Origin of the sequence: Xanthomonas sp. NCPPB 3761 (genome assembly GCF_041475705.2) — a bacterium.
GTDB classification, from domain to species: Bacteria; Pseudomonadota; Gammaproteobacteria; order Xanthomonadales; family Xanthomonadaceae; genus Xanthomonas; species Xanthomonas phaseoli.
In genome coordinates, this window is sequence record NZ_CM191262.1 from 4,132,884 (window position 1) to 4,149,849 (window position 16,966).

Annotated in this window: 19 protein-coding genes; 10 read left to right on the top strand and 9 right to left on the bottom strand. The window is 66.0% G+C overall.

Translation table 11 applies throughout. The features are described from left to right. Window positions 1-20: 20 nt before the first annotated feature. Complete coding sequence (locus ACCQ00_RS17945) at window positions 21-311, bottom strand: hypothetical protein (protein ID WP_039571596.1); 291 nt, start codon at window positions 309-311, stop codon at window positions 21-23. After that, window positions 298-744: a hypothetical protein gene (locus ACCQ00_RS17950; RefSeq protein ID WP_017157450.1), complete on the bottom strand. Its 447-nt coding sequence runs from the start codon at window positions 742-744 to the stop codon at window positions 298-300. The genes ACCQ00_RS17945 and ACCQ00_RS17950 overlap by 14 nt, the downstream gene beginning before the upstream one ends. A 249-nt stretch (window positions 745-993) precedes the next feature. On the opposite strand from ACCQ00_RS17950, the gene ACCQ00_RS17955 reads away from it, so the two are divergent. Continuing rightward, complete coding sequence (locus ACCQ00_RS17955; RefSeq protein WP_039571593.1) at window positions 994-1,569, top strand: DUF3016 domain-containing protein; 576 nt, start codon at window positions 994-996, stop codon at window positions 1,567-1,569. Window positions 1,570-1,783: 214 nt separating this feature from the next. Here ACCQ00_RS17955 and alr read toward each other — a convergent pair whose 3' ends face one another. Further along, window positions 1,784-2,881 carry an alanine racemase gene (alr, locus tag ACCQ00_RS17960; protein ID WP_039571590.1) on the bottom strand — a complete coding sequence of 366 codons (1,098 nt, stop codon included), beginning with the start codon at window positions 2,879-2,881 and terminating at the stop codon, window positions 1,784-1,786. After that, window positions 2,881-4,170 carry a D-amino acid dehydrogenase gene (locus ACCQ00_RS17965; RefSeq protein WP_039571587.1) on the bottom strand — a complete coding sequence of 430 codons (1,290 nt, stop codon included), beginning with the start codon at window positions 4,168-4,170 and terminating at the stop codon, window positions 2,881-2,883. Before ACCQ00_RS17965 ends, alr begins: the two co-directional genes overlap by 1 nt. A gap of 148 nt (window positions 4,171-4,318) precedes the next feature. On the opposite strand from ACCQ00_RS17965, the gene ACCQ00_RS17970 reads away from it, so the two are divergent. Next, window positions 4,319-4,798: an Lrp/AsnC ligand binding domain-containing protein gene (locus tag ACCQ00_RS17970; protein WP_007963043.1), complete on the top strand. Its 480-nt coding sequence runs from the start codon at window positions 4,319-4,321 to the stop codon at window positions 4,796-4,798. Between the two features lie 161 nt (window positions 4,799-4,959). On the opposite strand, the gene ACCQ00_RS17975 is transcribed toward ACCQ00_RS17970, so the two are convergent. Next, a complete protein-coding gene (locus ACCQ00_RS17975) occupies window positions 4,960-5,388 on the bottom strand; it encodes a hypothetical protein (RefSeq protein WP_039571583.1) in 429 nt (142 codons plus the stop codon). Window positions 5,389-5,628: 240 nt separating this feature from the next. On the opposite strand from ACCQ00_RS17975, the gene msrB reads away from it, so the two are divergent. From msrB to ACCQ00_RS18005, 6 genes are all read left to right on the top strand, one after another. Continuing rightward, window positions 5,629-6,093, top strand: coding sequence for a peptide-methionine (R)-S-oxide reductase MsrB (gene msrB / locus ACCQ00_RS17980; protein WP_017157445.1), 465 nt, complete (start codon window positions 5,629-5,631; stop codon window positions 6,091-6,093). A 345-nt stretch (window positions 6,094-6,438) separates the two neighbouring features. Beyond that, window positions 6,439-6,924 carry an MliC family protein gene (locus ACCQ00_RS17985; protein WP_039571581.1) on the top strand — a complete coding sequence of 162 codons (486 nt, stop codon included), beginning with the start codon at window positions 6,439-6,441 and terminating at the stop codon, window positions 6,922-6,924. Between the two features lie 97 nt (window positions 6,925-7,021). Further along, window positions 7,022-7,876: a flagellar motor stator protein MotA gene (gene motA, locus ACCQ00_RS17990; protein ID WP_003489127.1), complete on the top strand. Its 855-nt coding sequence runs from the start codon at window positions 7,022-7,024 to the stop codon at window positions 7,874-7,876. Window positions 7,877-7,886: 10 nt separating this feature from the next. After that, a complete protein-coding gene (gene motB / locus ACCQ00_RS17995) occupies window positions 7,887-9,044 on the top strand; it encodes a flagellar motor protein MotB (protein ID WP_039571578.1) in 1,158 nt (385 codons plus the stop codon). Between the two features lie 241 nt (window positions 9,045-9,285). Continuing rightward, entirely contained in the window at window positions 9,286-9,867 is a 582-nt protein-coding gene (locus ACCQ00_RS18000) for a hypothetical protein (protein WP_039571575.1), read from the top strand. Between the two features lie 8 nt (window positions 9,868-9,875). Then, window positions 9,876-10,160 (top strand): DUF4031 domain-containing protein, encoded by a 285-nt coding sequence (locus ACCQ00_RS18005; RefSeq protein ID WP_017157441.1) that lies wholly within the window; start codon window positions 9,876-9,878, stop codon window positions 10,158-10,160. A gap of 299 nt (window positions 10,161-10,459) precedes the next feature. Here the strand turns inward: ACCQ00_RS18005 and ACCQ00_RS18010 are convergent, their stop codons facing one another. Continuing rightward, window positions 10,460-11,011, bottom strand: a complete 552-nt coding sequence (locus ACCQ00_RS18010; protein WP_039571573.1) for a DUF6630 family protein — start codon at window positions 11,009-11,011, stop codon at window positions 10,460-10,462. A 165-nt stretch (window positions 11,012-11,176) separates the two neighbouring features. On the opposite strand from ACCQ00_RS18010, the gene ACCQ00_RS18015 reads away from it, so the two are divergent. Next, a complete protein-coding gene (locus ACCQ00_RS18015; protein WP_017157439.1) occupies window positions 11,177-11,443 on the top strand; it encodes a DUF3297 family protein in 267 nt (88 codons plus the stop codon). A 411-nt stretch (window positions 11,444-11,854) separates the two neighbouring features. Here ACCQ00_RS18015 and ACCQ00_RS18020 read toward each other — a convergent pair whose 3' ends face one another. The 3 genes from ACCQ00_RS18020 to ACCQ00_RS18030 all read right to left on the bottom strand — a co-directional run bounded on the left by ACCQ00_RS18020 (window position 11,855) and on the right by ACCQ00_RS18030 (window position 15,666). Beyond that, entirely contained in the window at window positions 11,855-12,616 is a 762-nt protein-coding gene (locus ACCQ00_RS18020; RefSeq protein WP_011348694.1) for an ABC transporter permease, read from the bottom strand. Further along, window positions 12,613-13,557, bottom strand: a complete 945-nt coding sequence (locus ACCQ00_RS18025; protein WP_039571569.1) for an ABC transporter ATP-binding protein — start codon at window positions 13,555-13,557, stop codon at window positions 12,613-12,615. Before ACCQ00_RS18025 ends, ACCQ00_RS18020 begins: the two co-directional genes overlap by 4 nt. Window positions 13,558-13,989: 432 nt before the next feature. Beyond that, window positions 13,990-15,666 carry a Na+/H+ antiporter gene (locus tag ACCQ00_RS18030; protein ID WP_180301646.1) on the bottom strand — a complete coding sequence of 559 codons (1,677 nt, stop codon included), beginning with the start codon at window positions 15,664-15,666 and terminating at the stop codon, window positions 13,990-13,992. Window positions 15,667-16,325: 659 nt separating this feature from the next. Here ACCQ00_RS18030 and ACCQ00_RS18035 point away from each other — a divergent pair. Continuing rightward, the gene (locus tag ACCQ00_RS18035) at window positions 16,326-16,883 is read left to right on the top strand and encodes a fasciclin domain-containing protein (RefSeq protein WP_039571566.1); all 558 of its coding nucleotides are present in this window, start codon (window positions 16,326-16,328) and stop codon (window positions 16,881-16,883) included. Window positions 16,884-16,966: the final 83 nt, after the last annotated feature.

The window sequence follows — 16,966 nt, forward strand, 5'->3', positions numbered from 1 at the left end:
TTCGTTGCGCAGCCCCCGGTTCACCACAAGGTGGTGGCAGCGAATCCGATGCAGGCTGCCAGCACCACGATGCCGGCGATCACGCCGCGGAACACCCATTCGCCCTCGCGACGGAGCTGTGCGTCCATCCAGCGTTGCGCTTCCTCGCGCCAGGCGGTGGACCGTGCGTAATCGGAGTCCAGCAGCAACAGGCGCACCCGCGCCACTCCCAATTTCGCGCATTCCTCGCGGCAGCGCTGGGTGAAGCCATCTTCCCCGCTGGCAATCTCCGCGCCGACCGGCAATTGCAACTCGAGTTCATGCCTGGACATAACGGGGACGCTCCTGATCAAGCTCATGTTCCAGCGCCATGCGCGCCAGTTGGGTGTAGTTGGCACGCGGACCCTGTCCACGGCCGGTGAGCATTCCCTGGTAGTCCAGGTCGTGCCAGACCCGGCCGGTCCACTCCACGCAATCTTCGGCAATGACCAGCATCAGCGAGTAGCGGTACTCCAGGCCATTGGCCGCGGTGTAGGTGTAGACCGGGGGGAACTGCACGGCCACATCCACCTGGCGCGCCAACGCGGCCAGATGCTCGCGCAGCGCCGCGCGCGGGTCGTCATTCGGCTCCAGCTGCAGCGCGCGCGTGGCCAGGTCCAGGTCGACCTCGCTCTGCAGTGCCACGAAGGCGGCCGCACCGGAAGCGGGGTTGTGACCGTGCTGCTTGGCCCAGTCGATGAATTGCAGTCGCACGTCCGACGGCATGTGTGCCGGCGCCGAAGACGCTGATTTTGTGCGGTAAGAGTGGGTGTCCATGCTGGCGATCTTCCTGGCTGTGCCGTGAAGCGCGGGCGCAGGCGCAGTGAACCCACCGTCATGGCGTTTGGCAGCCGGATTAACCGCGCGGCAACGTGGTCGCGAGTCCAGGCGTGCAGCGCGTTGCGGGCGCTGCGAGGCACCCCCACACTGCGGGAACAGCCGGTACACAACGTACCTTCCGCTTGGAGGCTTTCGATGAAACTTTCCAATCTCTCCGTCGCCAGCCTGCTGCTGGCTGGCTTGCTTGCCGCGACGGGTGTGCAGGCGGGGGTGCGCAACGTCACCGACCCCGATGCACCGCGCGCGCTCAGCAGCGATGGCAAGGTGGACGTGCGCTGGACCGACCCTGCGCAGTTCTCCGAGATGCGCTTCAGCGGCAACCGCTGGGAGGCGCAGCGCGGCGATTGGGTGACCCAGCTGGCAACCCACTTCCAGCAGAGCGCAGCGCGCCAGTTGCCCGATGGCCAGCACCTGAGCGTGACCATCACCGATATCCGCCGCGCCGGCCAGTACGAGCCCTGGCACGGACCGCGCCTGCAGGACGTGCGCGTGGTCAAGGACATCTACCCGCCGCGCCTGAGCTTCACCTACACGCTCACCGGCGCCGATGGCCGCGTGATCGACCAGGGCGAACGCAAGCTGGTGGATTCGGCCTTCCTGATGAGCGGACCGCGCCTGACCGACAGCGACCCGCTGCGCTTCGAGAAGGCGATGATCGACGACTGGGTGCGCAAGCAGTTCCGCGGCGATCGCAGTACCGCCGGGTTGTGAGTTACCGCTGAAAATCCTCTCCGGTCGAGGGAGCGGTTGGGTGAGGGTATGGCGCGAAGGTGTGAGCCGCCGCTAAAGCCCCTCTCCCTGTGGGAGAGGGATTGGGATGAGGGTACGGGGGCGCAGCACACGTGGCATTCAAACTGCACGCAGCTTCGCTCGCCCCTCATTCGGCACTACGCGCCACCTTCCCGCGATGGGAGAAGGGATGCCGCTATGCTGAAATCTTGCCCACTGCCGCCTCACCCACATAGATCCGCGGCACCCGCTTGAGCCCGCACAGCAACTGATACGCGCTGACGTTGCATTGCGCCGCCAGCGCGCTGACCTGCGGCACATCGCCCCATAGCTGCACAGGCGTGCCGATGTCGGCCTGCGGGTGGTCGGTGAGGTCCACGGTGAGCATGTCCATCGAAACGCGACCGATCAGCGGGCAGATCTGCCCGTCCACCAAGACCGGGGTGCCGTTGGGCGCGAACTGCGGGTAGCCGTCGGCATAGCCCATCGCCACCACGCCCACGCGCGTCGGCCGCTGCGCAACGAAGCGGGCGCCGTAGCCCACCGGCTCGCCGGCCGGCAGATCGCGGACCGAAATGATGCGCGAGCGCAGCGTCATGACCGGACGCAGTTGCGCGGTGTGCTCGGTGTGCTGCGGAAAGGGATTGGCGCCATACAGCATCAACCCGGGACGCGACCAGTCGTTGCGCAGCGCTGGCCAGCCGAGCAGGCCGGGCGAATTGCGAATGCTGGTTTCCGCACGCATGCCGCCAGCGGTGAGCGCGAAGGCCACCGCCTGCTCGTCGGTGCGGCTGCAGTCCAGCTCGTCGGCACGTGCCAGGTGGGTCATCAGCACCAGCGAGGCGATCTGCGGCAGTCCGCGCAGGCGCAGCCAGGCGGCGCGGAAGTCCTCCGGCGACAGGCCCAGCCGATGCATGCCGCTGTCCATCTTCAACCACACGCGCAACGGCCGCGGGCTCTGGAACTCGGCCAGCGCGCGCACCTGCTGCGGCGTGGCCGCCACCGTCCACAGATCGTGCTCGGCGATCAGGCGCAGCTCGTCGTGTTCGAAAAACCCTTCCAGCAACAGGATCGGCGCGCGGATGCCGGCCTGGCGCAGTTCCAGCGCTTCTTCGATGCAGGCCACTGCGAAGCCATCGGCTTCCGGCTCCAGTGCCTGCGCGCAGCGTACTGCACCGTGCCCGTACGCGTCGGCCTTGACTACCGCCAGCGCCTTGCTGCCGCCCAGGCGCTTGGCCAGGCGGTAGTTGTGGCGCAATGCCTCCAGATCGATCGACGCTTGCGCAGGACGCACTACGCGGCCTCCCGCTGCGGGCGCGCGCTGCGCGGCGACAGGTAGCGGAACACATCCAGGCCTTCGGTATCGATCTCGGGCGTGCGGCCCTGCATGAGGTCGGCCAGGTAGCGCCCCGAACCGCAGGCCATGGTCCAGCCCAACGTGCCATGCCCGGTATTGAGGAACAGGTTGGCGTACGGGGTGGCGCCCACCACCGGGGTGCCATCCGGGGTGGCCGGGCGCAGGCCGGTCCAGAACTCGGCCTGGGCCAGATCGCCGCCGCCGGGGAACAGGTCGTTGACGACCATTTCCAGGGTGGCGCGACGACGCGGATTCAGCGACAGATCGAAGCCGGCCACCTCGGCCATGCCGCCGACGCGAATACGGTCGTCGAAGCGGGTCAGCGCGATCTTGTAGCTCTCGTCCAGCACGGTGGAGGTCGGCGCGCGCTGCGCATCGACGATCGGGATGGTCAACGAATAGCCCTTGAGCGGGTACACCGGCAGATGCAGGCCGAGCGAGAGCAGCAAATCGGCCGAATAGCTGCCCAGCGCCAGCACGTAGCGGTCGGCAGTTTCCATGCGGCCATCGATCTGCACGCCGCTGACCTGGCCGCCGGCATGCTCCAGCCGCTCGATCTGCTGCCCGTAGCGGAACGTGACACCCGCCTGCACGGCCAGTTCGGCCAGCCGCTGGGTAAACAGGCGGCAGTCGCCAGTCTGGTCTTCGGGCAGGCGCAGCGCGCCGGCCATCTGTGCGCCACCGCCGGCCAGGCCGGGTTCGAACTGCGCAATCTGCGCCGGGCTCAGCAGCTCGTACGGCACGCCGTACTGGGCCAGCACCTCGATATCCTGCGCGGCGGCATCGAGCTGCTGCTGGGTGCGGAACAACTGCGTGGTGCCAAGCTGGCGGCCTTCGAATTCGATGCCGGTCTCGGCGCGCAAGGCGTTGAGGCAATCGCGGCTGTAGTCGGACATGCGCACCATGCGCGCCTTGTTCACCGCATAGCGCTCGGCGGTGCAGTTGCGCAGCATCTGGCTCAGCCACGCCAGCTGGCGCAGGTCGCGGGTGGGGCGGATCGACAGCGGCGCGTGCTGCTCGAACAGCCACTTGACCGCCTTGCCGGGCACGCCGGGCGCGGCCCAGGGGGAGGTGTAGCCGAACGACAGCTGGCCGGCGTTGGCGTAGCTGGTCTCCAGCGCCGCCGCCGGCTGGCGATCGACCACGGTCACCTCGCAACCGGCCTGCGCCAGGTACCACGCACTGGTCACGCCGATGACGCCGCTACCGAGAATGAGCACACGCATGTCGTTCTCCTGAAAAGGGCATTCCCCCACAACCATGCGCGGAGGGGGATAGTTAGACGCAGTATATTGCGAGCCAGGCAGTGCCATTTCTGGAATCGGCACAGCTTTGCAGTGAAACTTCCTGCCAAACCCTGCCGACACAAACCCCATGAGCACCCGCGCCCGCGAGCTGGACAAGATCGACCGCAAGATCCTGCGCATCCTGCAGCAGGAGGGGCGGATTTCGTTCACCGAACTGGGCGAACGGGTAGGCCTGTCGACCACGCCCTGCACCGAGCGCGTGCGCCGGCTGGAGCGCGACGGCGCCATCACCGGCTACTACGCGCGACTGGACCCGCACTACCTCAAGGCCAGCCTGCTGGTGTTCGTGGAGATCAGCCTGGCCTACAAGTCCGGCGACATCTTCGAAGAATTCCGCCGCGCCGCGTTGAAGCTGCCCAACGTGCTGGAATGCCATCTGGTCTCCGGCGATTTCGACTACCTGCTCAAGGCGCGCATCAGCGAGATGGCGTCCTACCGCAAGTTGCTCGGCAGCACCCTGCTGACCATGCCGCATGTGCGCGAATCCAAGAGCTACATCGTGATGGAAGAGGTCAAGGAGACGCTGGCCTTGCCGATCGCCGATTGAGTGGGGATTCGGGATTCGGGAATCGGGAATGGGCGGGTGTGCAGGTACGCGGGTGTGCGGGCTGCATATCGCCTGCTGCGTAGCAGACAATTTCAAAAGCGCGGGGACTGGGTGGCAAGACGGTCGCTATGGGCGGTGTGTGCGCAGCGCGAGCGCTGCTGTCAGCGCACCACGCGCATGCCATCGCCTGCCGGTACAGCGTCGTAGTAGCGGCCGGTCTTGGTATCCAGCACCCGGTTGGCGCCGGCCGGCTGCATGCCCTGCAGCAAGCGGCCATTGCGGTCGTAGACCATCGGCTTGGTCGGCGCCACCTGGCTGCCGGCAGGCGCGACCGGCGTCTGTGCCGGCCCATGCGTGGGGATGCTCGGCGCGACCGGGCGTTGCCCCAGTTGCGAGGGCACGGGTGCGGCGGCAGGCGCCGGCTGCAGCGCGCGCGGCGGCGTCACCGTGGGCTGGACGGGCGTTGGCGTGGTGATGGGCTGCAAGCTCGTGGATGAGCGCGTGGTGGTGGCCGACTGCGCCGCCACCGCGCCGGACATCGTCAGTAGGACGCACAGCAGAACGCGGCGGCTTGATGCGTGGATCGCCATGACAGTCACCTTGCGTGTTCGAGGGTCATGCAGTGATTGGGGCGCGGGGGCGCTGCGGCAATGCATGCGACCGGCCGGGGGATGAACGCTTTCGCAAGGTGGTTGCGGTGCGAAGAAAGGCCGACCCTCCGCCGCAGTGGCAGGCCATTGGCTACGTCCTAGCGGTTGAACCACCCCGACACTGCCCACATCACGGAAGCAGGCGCCGGCACCCCGCTGGCGAGCGCATGCGAGAGCCCCATGAGCCAGTTCGATCTGACCCCTCCCTCCCCCGCCCAACGCGATGCCCTGATCGCCGGGCTCAGCGACGAGGAACAGCGCGTGCTGCTGCACCATGGCACCGAAGCGCCGTTCTGCGGGGTGTTTCTGGACAACAAGCTGGACGGCGTCTACACCTGCCGGCTGTGCGGCCTGCCGTTGTTCCGTTCCAGCGCCAAATTCGAATCCGGCACCGGCTGGCCGAGCTTCTTTGCGCCCTACGACCCGGCCCATGTGCGCGAGATCCGCGACACCAGCTACGGCATGATCCGCACCGAAATCGTCTGCGCGCGCTGCGACAGCCACCTGGGCCATGTGTTCCCGGACGGCCCGCCGCCCACCGGCGAGCGCCACTGCCTGAACTCGGTCTCGCTGGGCTTCACCGAAAATGGCCAGGCGCTGCCGAATCCGCTGCAGCGCCAAGGCGCCGAAGCGCAAGCGGCCTGATGGCGCCGCGTCTGGGCCACTGCCGCTGCGGTGCCTGGAGGTAGTCGACAACGCCCACCTGCGTTCTTGCGCGTCATGGCGCGAACCGCGTGCAAGCGGTTCGCGCCGACATGCCGATGTGCAGATCGCTTGCTGGCGCGAGAACCTCAGGCAAGGCTTGATCTCCATATGAGCGGCCACATGCAGGCGACGTCCCAGCCGTAAAGCGGTCGCGTGTTCAGTTGTAGGCAGGCCTTCCCGGCCCCGACGCGCCCGATGCAAGCGCTCGGGCGGCGCCAGGACTGGCACCCCAGGTCCCGACCGCCGCAGACACGGCGGCCATCCGAACCAGGCAGGAGTACGCAGATGCACACGTCCTCAGCGCTGATGCTTACCGGCCTGCTGGCGGCCGCACTCGCCGGCTGCAGCGCAGGTAGCCCGCCCCCGGCAACGCAGACGGCCAAGCCCGCACAAGCGCAGCCAGCCGGCCTCCAACCCGACGCGCGCCCGCTCGCCACCGGCACCGATGCCAGCGTGACCGGCCCGCTGCCGCATCCGGCCAGGACACCCACTCCGGCGGCGGCGGCCGGCCCCACGCTTGCCGCGCACACGGTGGCCTGGCGCTGCGGCCCGCGCATGATCGCGACACGTTTCGACGCGGCCACCGATGCCCTGCAGCTGACCCTCGAAGACCGCAGGCTGGTGCTGCTTAGTGCCCAGGCGGCATCCGGGGCGCGCTTTGCCGATGCGCAGGGCAACCAATTCTGGGAACACGCCGGCGAAGCGACACTGTCGCTGGCAGGCGGCGAGGCAATCAGATGCGTGCATGAGACCGCCATTACAATCGGCTAGACATTCAGCTACAGCGCACGTCTTCACGCCGTGCGCTTCAAGAATCGGCCGCGCAAGCCGAAACCACTAGCAACCCCAGTTTGCTTCCGGCTGCGCCATGCTCATCATCGTTGGCTTCATCGTCGTCATCGTCAGCGTCCTCGGCGGCTATGTGCTGTCGCACGGAAAGCTGGGCGCGTTGTGGCAGCCGTACGAGCTGATGATCATCGGTGGCGCGGCGCTGGGCGCGTTCCTGGTCAGCACGCCGGGCAAGATCGTCAAGGAAACCCTCAGCGGCATCATGGGCGTGTTCAAGGGCCCGCAATACAAGTCCGACGACTACAAGGACACCTTGAGCCTGATCTACGAACTGTTGAACAAGGCCCGCCGCGACGGCTTCATGGCGCTGGAAGACCACGTCGAAAAGCCGCAGGACAGCACCATCTTCGGCAACTACCCCAAGGTGGTGGCCGACCATCACCTGCTGGACTTCATCACCGACTGCCTGCGCCTGATGATCGGCAGCAACATCGAGCCGCACGAGCTGGAACCGCTGCTCGAACTGGAACTGGAAAAACACCATCACGAAGCCCTGGCGCCGTCGCATGCGCTGAGCAAAGTCTCCGACGGCCTGCCCGGCTTCGGCATCGTGGCGGCGGTGCTCGGTATCGTGATCACCATGGGCTCGATCGGCGGGCCGATCGAAGAGATCGGCCACCATGTCGGCGCCGCGCTGGTCGGCACCTTCCTCGGCATTCTGCTGGCCTACGGTTTCGTCTCGCCGTTGTCGGCGGCGATGGAAGCGCGTGCCGAGCAGGACGGACGCATCTACGAAGCGGTCAAGACCGCGCTGCTGGCGTGCCTGCGTGGCTACAACCCGAAGATTGCGCTGGAGTTCGCGCGCAAGACCCTGCCCTCCAATGTGCGTCCGAGCTTCGGCGATTTCGAAACGCACCTGAAGACGATCAAGTAGGGCCGCGGTCATGGCCGAGGCCAAATCCACCGTCATCATCCGACGGGTCAAGAAGGTACAGGGCGGCGGCCACCATGGCGGCGCCTGGAAGGTGGCGTTTGCCGACTTCGTGACCGCGATGATGGCCTTCTTCCTGGTGCTGTGGCTGATGGCGGCCACCACCAAGGAACAGCGCGCGGCGATCTCCGAATACTTCCGCAACCCCAGCCCGCTGTCCGGCAAGTCGCCGGCGCCCTCGCCCGGCATGAACGGCCCCGGCGGCGCCAGCACCTCGATGATCAAGCTCGGCGGTACCGCCGACATGGCCAAGGGGCAGAAGGACGAAATGGGCCGCAAGCGCGACAACGCGGCCGACACCGACGTGGACAGCCGTGCCAAGGACAAGCGGCGCCTGGAAGCGCTGATGCAGGACCTGAAGGAGGCCATCGACAAGAGCCAGGCGCTGGAGCCGTTCAAGGACCAGTTGCTGCTGGACCTCACGCCCGATGGCCTGCGCATCCAGATCGTGGACAAGCAGAACCGCCCCATGTTCGACATCGGCCGCGACCAGCTCAAGCCGTATACGGTGGCGATCCTGCGCGAGCTGTCCAGCTTCATCAACCAGGTGCCCAACCACATCAGCATCACCGGTCATACCGACACCACCGCCTACAGCAGCGATGCCGGCTACACCAACTGGGAACTCAGCGCCGACCGCGCCAATGCCGCGCGCCGCGCCCTGGTGGCCGGGGGCATGTCCGATGCCAAGGTGACGCGTGTGGTAGGGCTGTCCTCGTCGGTGCTTTTCGACAAGACCGATCCGCAGAACCCGATCAACCGCCGCATCAGTATCGTGGTGATGACCCAGGACGCCGAAAACGCAGCCCTGGCCGGCGCCGGACAAGGCGTGGCGTTGGGCAAATCGCTGCACGATGCCGACACCCAGGTACCGGACCTGAGCGGCGCCGCGGCCACCGGCACCGCCACCGTGGGGACGCCTGTCGAAGGCGCAAAGTCAGACGCGGCCCCGCCAGTCGCCGCTGCCGCGGCTGCGCCCCCGGCTCCGGTCCTGGCATCGGCAGGCACTGCTGCTGCGCGTCCGGCAGGACCACGTATCTCGTCCAGCGCGCAGGTGGCCTCTGCCACCGCGCTCGCGAAGGCCGCTGAAGCGGCGGTGGAGAAGCGGTAATTCAGGCCGACAGGCTTGGTGGCGCGGGCCGGGATTTTCCGGATTCGCCAGGCAATCGACACCGGGCGATGGCCTGCGGCAGCTCGGGCTTGGGGCATCCTGGTCGCGGCTCTGAGGTCGGTGCCTGCCAAGACGATGCGGCTCCGGCGGCCCGGTCGCATCCATGGGCCAACTCCGCCACGCATCCCATCGTGCGGCGCACGCTCTAGAATGGCCGGCCATTCCCAGCGTCGAGAATACCGTGTCCCGCAATTCCAAGGCCAAGCGCGACAAGCGCAAGAAGCAGCAGCCCAAGCGCCCCTTCGTCCGTCTGGGCCAGGCGCCCCAGGTCATCAATCATGCCGTGCTGCAGGAGGCCGAAGGGCGCGTGGTGGCCGCGATCGGCCTGCAGGGTGGCAGCGAGTGGATGCTGTCGATCGGCGGCCAGACCATGGGCAGCGCCGACAACCCGGTCCCGATGCTGGCCATGCTCAAGCACCTGGCCAACCTGCAGGAAGCCGAAGGCAAGACCATCTCGCTGGAATATTCGACCCAGCTGCAGCAGATGATCGACGACCTGGCCGCCGACGAAGGCCAGACCGCCGAAGAATACCTGACCAAGCTGGTGGCCGAGTTCCAGAACGCCGATGCCGATGAAGACGGCGACGAAGACGCCGACAGCGAGGCAGGCCAAGACGGCAGCGATGCCGTGGCCGACGACGCCGCTGGCGAAGACGCAGGCAGCGACACCGAAGACGCCGGCGACAACGCCGCCGAGGAAGCGACAGACGAGGCAAGCGGCGACAGCGCCGGCAAGAAGCCGAAGAAGTCCAAGAAGGCCTGACCCGGCCGATGGCCGTCTACGTCGACGATGCGGTGCACCTGTGGCGCGACCAGCGCTGGGCGCACCTGCTCGGCGATACGCTGGACGAGCTGCATGCCATGGCGGCGCGGCTGGGCATTCCCCGCCGCGCCTTCCAGAACAAACTCAGCGGTGCGCACTACGACGTGCCTGCACCGCTCCGCCTTGAGGCCATTGCCCTGGGCGCCATCCCCATCTCCCGCCACACCGACCGCGCCCTGCTCAAGGCCTTGATCGCCAATGCGCGGGCGCAGGCGCGGGGCGAGGTGCCGTGAATCGGGAATCGGGAATCGGAAAAGCGGGGTCGTCGTGGGCTGCGTGCTCGTCAAGGGCGCTTGCATGCGCTGCGGTATGCTCGAGAAAGTCCGATACAAAGCGCTTTTACGCAAGAACGTCTTGGTATAGCAGCCCCTTTCGTTTCACGTTCCTTCGTTTAAACCAATGCGATGCAGCTGCGGCAAAAAACTGCGTCAGTTGCAGTGACGGCGCATTGCACACAAAAAGCCACCCTCATACAGCAAATGGCTCGGGACCCGCCCTTGCAATTCCCAATTCCCGATTCCCGATTCCCACCTCAGAACGCCTCGTTCCCCAGCCGCACTTCCACCCCCAGCAGCGAGGTCAGCGCCAGCATGGCGTCGTCGTCGCGACTGAGGGCGAACCAGCCGGCGTAGGCGTCGCCGCCGGTGTTCCAGTTCCACAGCGAGTAGCCGTGCTCGCGCAGGCGATCGAACGCCACCGCCATCAAGTCGGGGACCTCCAGGTTGCCGGCGAAATCTTCGTCGTCCAGGTCGCCGCCCCAGTCGATGCGCAGGTTCCAGCGCGCGCTGAGTTCGTCGATGGCGGCGATGAACGAATCGGTGTCCTTCCAGTCGACATAGAAGCCCGAGCGCCAGTCGATCACGTCCTTCAGCGCCCACAGCCAGGCGTCGTCGCCTTCGTCGCCATCAGCCTCGGCCTGCGTTTCGCGCCAGGCGTCGAACTGGGCCAGCGCGGTGTCTTCGTCGCCGGGGTTGATCAGCACCAGCAGGTTCCACACCCGCGCCGGATGGTCATCCACATCGTCTTCGTCGCCCTCGGGCTGCAGGCCTTCGTCGTCTTCGTAGTCGGCACTGTTGTCAGGCATTGCGGTCTCGTTTGCTGGAGTGCAGGGTCGGAAGTGTGAGGCCTGACGGCGCGCAAGCAAACCGATGAGCGCACGTCGCTGCGTCGCCGGGGCTGGTCTTCCCGGCGCAGGCCCGTATCCTGTGCGGCCGAAGACGGCTATCCAGGCCGCCATGACGCCTTTCCCATGAGCGATACCCCTCCCGATCACCTGGCCATCGACGCACGCAGCCCGTTCCATAACGCCGATGCCCTCAACCGCGGCGTCGGCGTGCGCTTCAACGGCATCGAACGCGACAACGTGGAGGAATACTCGGTCAGCGAAGGCTGGATCAAGGTGCAGGTCGGCAAGGCGCGCGACCGTCGTGGCAACCCGATGACGATGAAGATCAAGGGCGAGGTGGTGGCCTATTACCTGGACACCAAAGCCGGCGCCAAACCGGCTGCCGAGTAAGAGCGGCTGACAAGACGACTTTACGCTGTCCCATGGCAGAGCTGCTGAGCGACGAGCTTGCTGCAGGGGCCTTGCCCGCTCACCATCGCCGGACACGCTGCAGGTATGTCCTTACATGCTCTTACGCGGCATCCATGCCGCGTAAGATCCGGCGACGATAGGCGGGCAAGCACCTGTCGAGAGTGTCGGTGCGCAGGGTTCAAACAAAGCAATCGAGTAACTTTCCAGCGCGGTGCCCTCCCCGCTTGCGGAACCGTGTGGCGGCATGGATGCCACCCGAGCCCACATGGACGTACTTGCGACGTGTCCCGCGAGCGGTGAGGGCACCGTGCCCTGCCTCGCTCACCGTTCGACCTGGACCCCTGGCCGCATCCACCAGACTGCGGCGACAAACACCACTGCCTTCACCACTCACGCCTTGAGCCGATAGCCGCTGCGGAAGATCGCCGCCACCACGCCCAGGCACACCAGCAGGAACAGGAACGTCATGCCGGTGCTCACCGCGATGTGCACGTCGGCCTTGCCGTAGAAACTCCAGCGGAAGCCGCTGATCAGATACACCACCGGGTTGAACAGCGTGACCTTCTGCCACAACGGCGGCAGCATGTTGATCGAATAGAAACTGCCGCCCAGGAAGGTCAGCGGCGTCACCACCATTAGCGGAATCACCTGCAGTTTCTCGAAGCCATCGGCCCAGATGCCGATGATGAAACCGAACAGGCTGAAGGTCAGCGCGGTGAGCACCAGAAAGCCCAGCATCCACACCGGGTGGGCGATCTCGTACGGCACGAACAGCCGCGCGGTGAGCAGGATCAATAGCCCCAGCATTACCGACTTGGTCGCCGCCGCGCCCACGTAGCCGATCACGATTTCCCACCACGCCACCGGCGCGGACAGCACCTCGTAGATGGTGCCGGCCCAGCGCGGCATGTAGATGCCGAACGAGGCGTTAGAAATGCTTTCGTTGAGCAGCGACAACATCACCAGGCCGGGAATGATGAAGGCGCCGTAGCTGATGCCGTCGATATCGCCCATGCGCGAACCGATCGCCGCGCCGAACACAACGAAGTACAGCGAGGTCGACAACACCGGCGAGGCGATCGACTGGGTCAGCGTGCGGAAGGCGCGCGCCATCTCGAACCGGTAGATCGCCGCAATCGCATGCAGGTTCATGCGCGCACCTCCTGTTGACGTGCGCCATGCACCAGGTTGACGAAGATCTCTTCCAGCGAACTCTCGCTGGAATGCAGGTCCTTGAAGTCGATGCCGTGCTCGTTGAGCCGGCGCAGCAGCGCACCGATGCCGGTCTGCTCGGCCTGGGTGTCGAAGGTGTAGATCAGGCTGTTGCCATCGGCCGACAGTTCCAGCGGCAGGTCCGCCAGCGTGGAAGGCAATGCCTGCAACGGCGATTGCAGGCTCAGCGTCAGCTGCTTCTTGCCGAGCTTGCGCATCAGGGTGTGCTTGTCTTCCACCAGCACCAGCTCGCCGCGATTGATGACACCGACGCGGTCGGCCATGTCTTCGGCCTCTTCGATGTAATGGGTGGTCAGGATGATGGTGGTGCCCTGCTCGCGCAGGCGACGCACCATCTGCCACATGTCGTGGCGCAGCTCCACGTCCACACCGGCCGTGGGCTCGTCCAGGAACAGGATGCGCGGCTCGTGGGCGAGCGCCTTGGCGATCAGCACACGCCGCTTCATGCCGCCGGAGAGCGTGGAAATCTTGTTGTTGCGTTTGTCCCACAGCGACAGCTCGCGCAGGATGGTTTCCAGGTACTGCGGATTGGCCGGCTTGCCGAACAGGCCGCGGCTGAATCGCACCGTGGCCCATACCGTTTCGAACGCATCGGTGGCCAGCTCCTGCGGCACCAGGCCGATGCTGGCGCGCGCGGCGCGGTAGTCGCGCACGATGTCGTGGCCATCGGCCAACACGGTGCCGGTGCTCGGGTTGATCAAGCCGCAGATGATGCTGATCAAGGTGGTCTTGCCGGCGCCGTTGGGGCCGAGCAGCGCGAAGATCTCCCCGCGCTGGATCTGCAGATCCACCTGCTTGAGTGCCTGGAAACCGCCGGCGTAGGTCTTGCTCAATCCCTGGATGGAAACGATGGGCGTCATGGGCTGTGCACGGCAACGATGAGCGCCACAGGGTAGGCCGCGTGCCGTGACGATGGGAGGGGGTCTGGTGGGATGGTGTCTCCCGACCCATTGGTTTGCCTGCTGCCTGCTGCTAACGGACAAGACCCGCAGCTTGCGCATCGCGTCCGCTCAAGGGCCGCGCTGCTTGCATCCTAGCGGCGCGGTGTCATCGCAGCGCACCTTGGCGCAACGGGGCCATCCAGAGAACACCTCTCGCGCCTGGATCAGCCGCTACCGCAGCCGTGGTCATAGCCCCGGCCGCTACGAGTTCCGATTCCCGAGCCGGCCGCCCCTGGACGCGTATCGAGACAGCCCGGTCGCGCCCAGGCGCGCTCCTACGGCAGCCGCTGTTATCGCCCAGGCTTTTGCTTTTACGATTCCCGATTCCCTAATCCCCGCGCCTAAGCGCGCTCAAGCGCGCTTGCGCGACTCGATCAGATCCAGATTGCGCACCAGCCGTCGCGACAGGTCGTCGGAAATCTCGCGCCGTCGCGCCAGCTTGAACAGCTCATTGCGCTCGGCCACCAGGGCCGCATGGCGAAACTGGCGCAGCGCCTTTTCGTAGGCCACCGCCTCTTCCGGATCGGTCTCGGCCATGTCCACCGCACCAAGCTTGCGCTGATAGCGCTGGCTCACCTGGTTGGCCGCCGCGTTGTAGCGCTCGGCATGCTTGCTGTCTTCCACCAGCCGCTGGCGCAGCTTTTCCACTGCATCCAGCGCCGCCTGCGAAGCGGCCTTGACGGCCAGGTCTTCCTTGAGCTGCTCGTCTTCTTCTTCGAGCAGCTCCAGGCCGCGCAGCAGCCGCGGCAACGCGACGCTGGCCACCAGCAACGACACCAGGATGACCGAGGCCGCCAGGAAGATCGCCAGCTGGCGGGCCGGAAAGGGCGAGCCGTCTTCCAGCATCAACGGCAGCGTGAGCACGCCGGCCAGGGTGATCGCACCGCGCACGCCGGCCAGCGACACCGCCACCACGATGCGCCACGGCGGGCTGACATGCGCTTCCCCACGCCGCTGCGCCTTGAAGATGTTCCAGTGCAACGACAGGAACACCCACACAAACCGCAAGGCCATCAGGCTGAGACTGATGGTGGCCACATACACCGCCAGCCACCACGGATTGAGGTGCCCGGCCTCCTGCACGCTGCGCACCGCACCGTCCAGGATGCCCGGCAACTGCTCGCCCAGCAACACGAAGATGATGCCGTTGAAGGTGAACTGCACCGTGTCCCACACCGCCGAACGCTGCAGGCGCATATTGCCCGGCGCATTGCCGGCCATTTCCACGTAGCTCATGGTGATGCCGGCAGCCACTGCGGCCAGGATGCCGGAGGCGTGGAATGCTTCGGCCAGCAGATACGCGGCAAATGGGGTGAGCAGGTTGACCAGGATCGCCGAACCGGGCTCCTCGCCGAAATGCCGCCAGATCCAGGCCTGGATGCGGCTCAACCCGAAGGTCGTCGCCACGCCCAGGGCCAGGCCGGCCAGCGCCACCCACAGGAAGGTCAGCGAAGCGGCCGCCACCGAGAAGGTGCCGGTCAGCACCGCCGCCACCGCGAACTGGAAACACACCAGGCCCGAGGCGTCGTTGAGCAGCGACTCGCCTTCCAGGATGTGCATCAGGCGCTTGGGGATCGGCACCTTGGAAGCGATCGAGGACACCGCTACCGGGTCGGTCGGCGAAATGATCGCCGCCAGCGCGAATGCAACCGCCAGCGGCATCGCCGGTATCAGCCAATGAATGAAGAAGCCGGCACCAATCACGGTGAAGATGACCAGCCCCAACGCCAGTTCCAGAATGGCCGCCTTGTCGCGGAACAGGCCTTGTTTGGGAATGCGCCAGCCATCCAGAAACAGCAGTGGCGGCAGGAACAACAGGAAGAACAGCTCCGGTTCCAGCTCGTGCCCCGCATCGAACACGCCGGAGACCACCGCGCCCAGCGCGATCTGCACCAACGGCAACGGCAGCGAAAACGGCAGGATGCGGATCAGGTAACCGCTGGCCGCGACCGCCAGCAACATGGCGAGGACGACATCGATCGAATGCATGAAGAACCCGGAATGAAAGAACGGCCGCACGTGCGGCATCGCATATTGCGACGCACAACAACGCACCTACCGGACCATACCGTGTTGCACCCGGTGATGAAAACCACTGCATTGCCTCGCACCTTGGCAAGTGAGGCGATGCGATACGACTGTTGCGGTTCGGTTCAATTGCCCGGCGTCCGATACGCTGGCGAATGGAGACAGGCGCAGTGGCGCGCTTCAGGCGCGCGTCCTGCGGCAAGCCGATAGCGCATCGACGCGATGGAGAGCTGCCGCGGCCCGATCGATGACGAAACGCTGCGACAACGCACTGGTGGCTCCGCAACTACGCCCAGCGTTTTGGACACAGGCCTGTCTGCGGCGGCCGGAGGGCGCATGGTCACCGGATCCGATCGAGCCGAGGGCATGTCGAGCCGGGGCATGGATGGGGCATTGCTCCCCCCTTGCTGCTCGCTCCAACGCCACGAGCATCGCCCTGCATTTACAACGACGCACCAGCGCATGCCGGATGCCACGACCGGTGTCGTATCGCGTCGTTCGTGGCCAGTCGTGCAGCCGTCACCTATGACGCCACCCTCACCACGCCAAACGCGGTGATGAATGTCAAAACAGCGTGATGCATCCGGTCGTTTCGCAGGCGCGTATTGACGCTACGGTCGCCATCCAGGCGATCGCTAACCCAAAAGGATCGATGCCTCATGAAGACTTCATTCCAGTCGCTTGCCGTTGCCACCGCCATTGCCCTGAGCAGCGCCTTGGCCCCCGCCTATGCGGCGTCCAATCCGACCGTTGGCGGCGCGCCGATGCTGGCGACCAAGGACATCGTCGACAACGCGGTCAACTCCAAGGATCACACCACGCTGGTCGCTGCCGTCAAAGCCGCCGGCCTGGTCGACACGCTGAAGGGCCCGGGCCCGTTCACCGTGTTCGCACCGACCAACGCGGCCTTCTCGGCACTGCCCGCCGGCACCGTCGATACCTTGCTGAAGCCCGAATCCAAGGCGACGCTGACCAAGGTGCTCACCTATCACGTGGTGCCGGGCAAGGTGGATGCGGCCTCGCTGATCGCCAAGATCAAGGCCGGTGGCGGTAGCGCCACGCTGACTACCGTGCAGGGCGAGCCGCTGACCGCCAAGCTCAATGGCAAGAAGGTCACCATCACCGACGTCAAGGGCAACACCGCCAACGTCACCATCGCCGACGTGATCCAGAGCAATGGCGTGATCCACGTGGTGGACAAGGTGCTGATGCCGTAATGGCCTGCAGTCGTACCGCGACGCGTCGTTGCTGACGCACGCACACTGCCATCGGCGGAATGCGATTTTTCCGCCGATGGCGC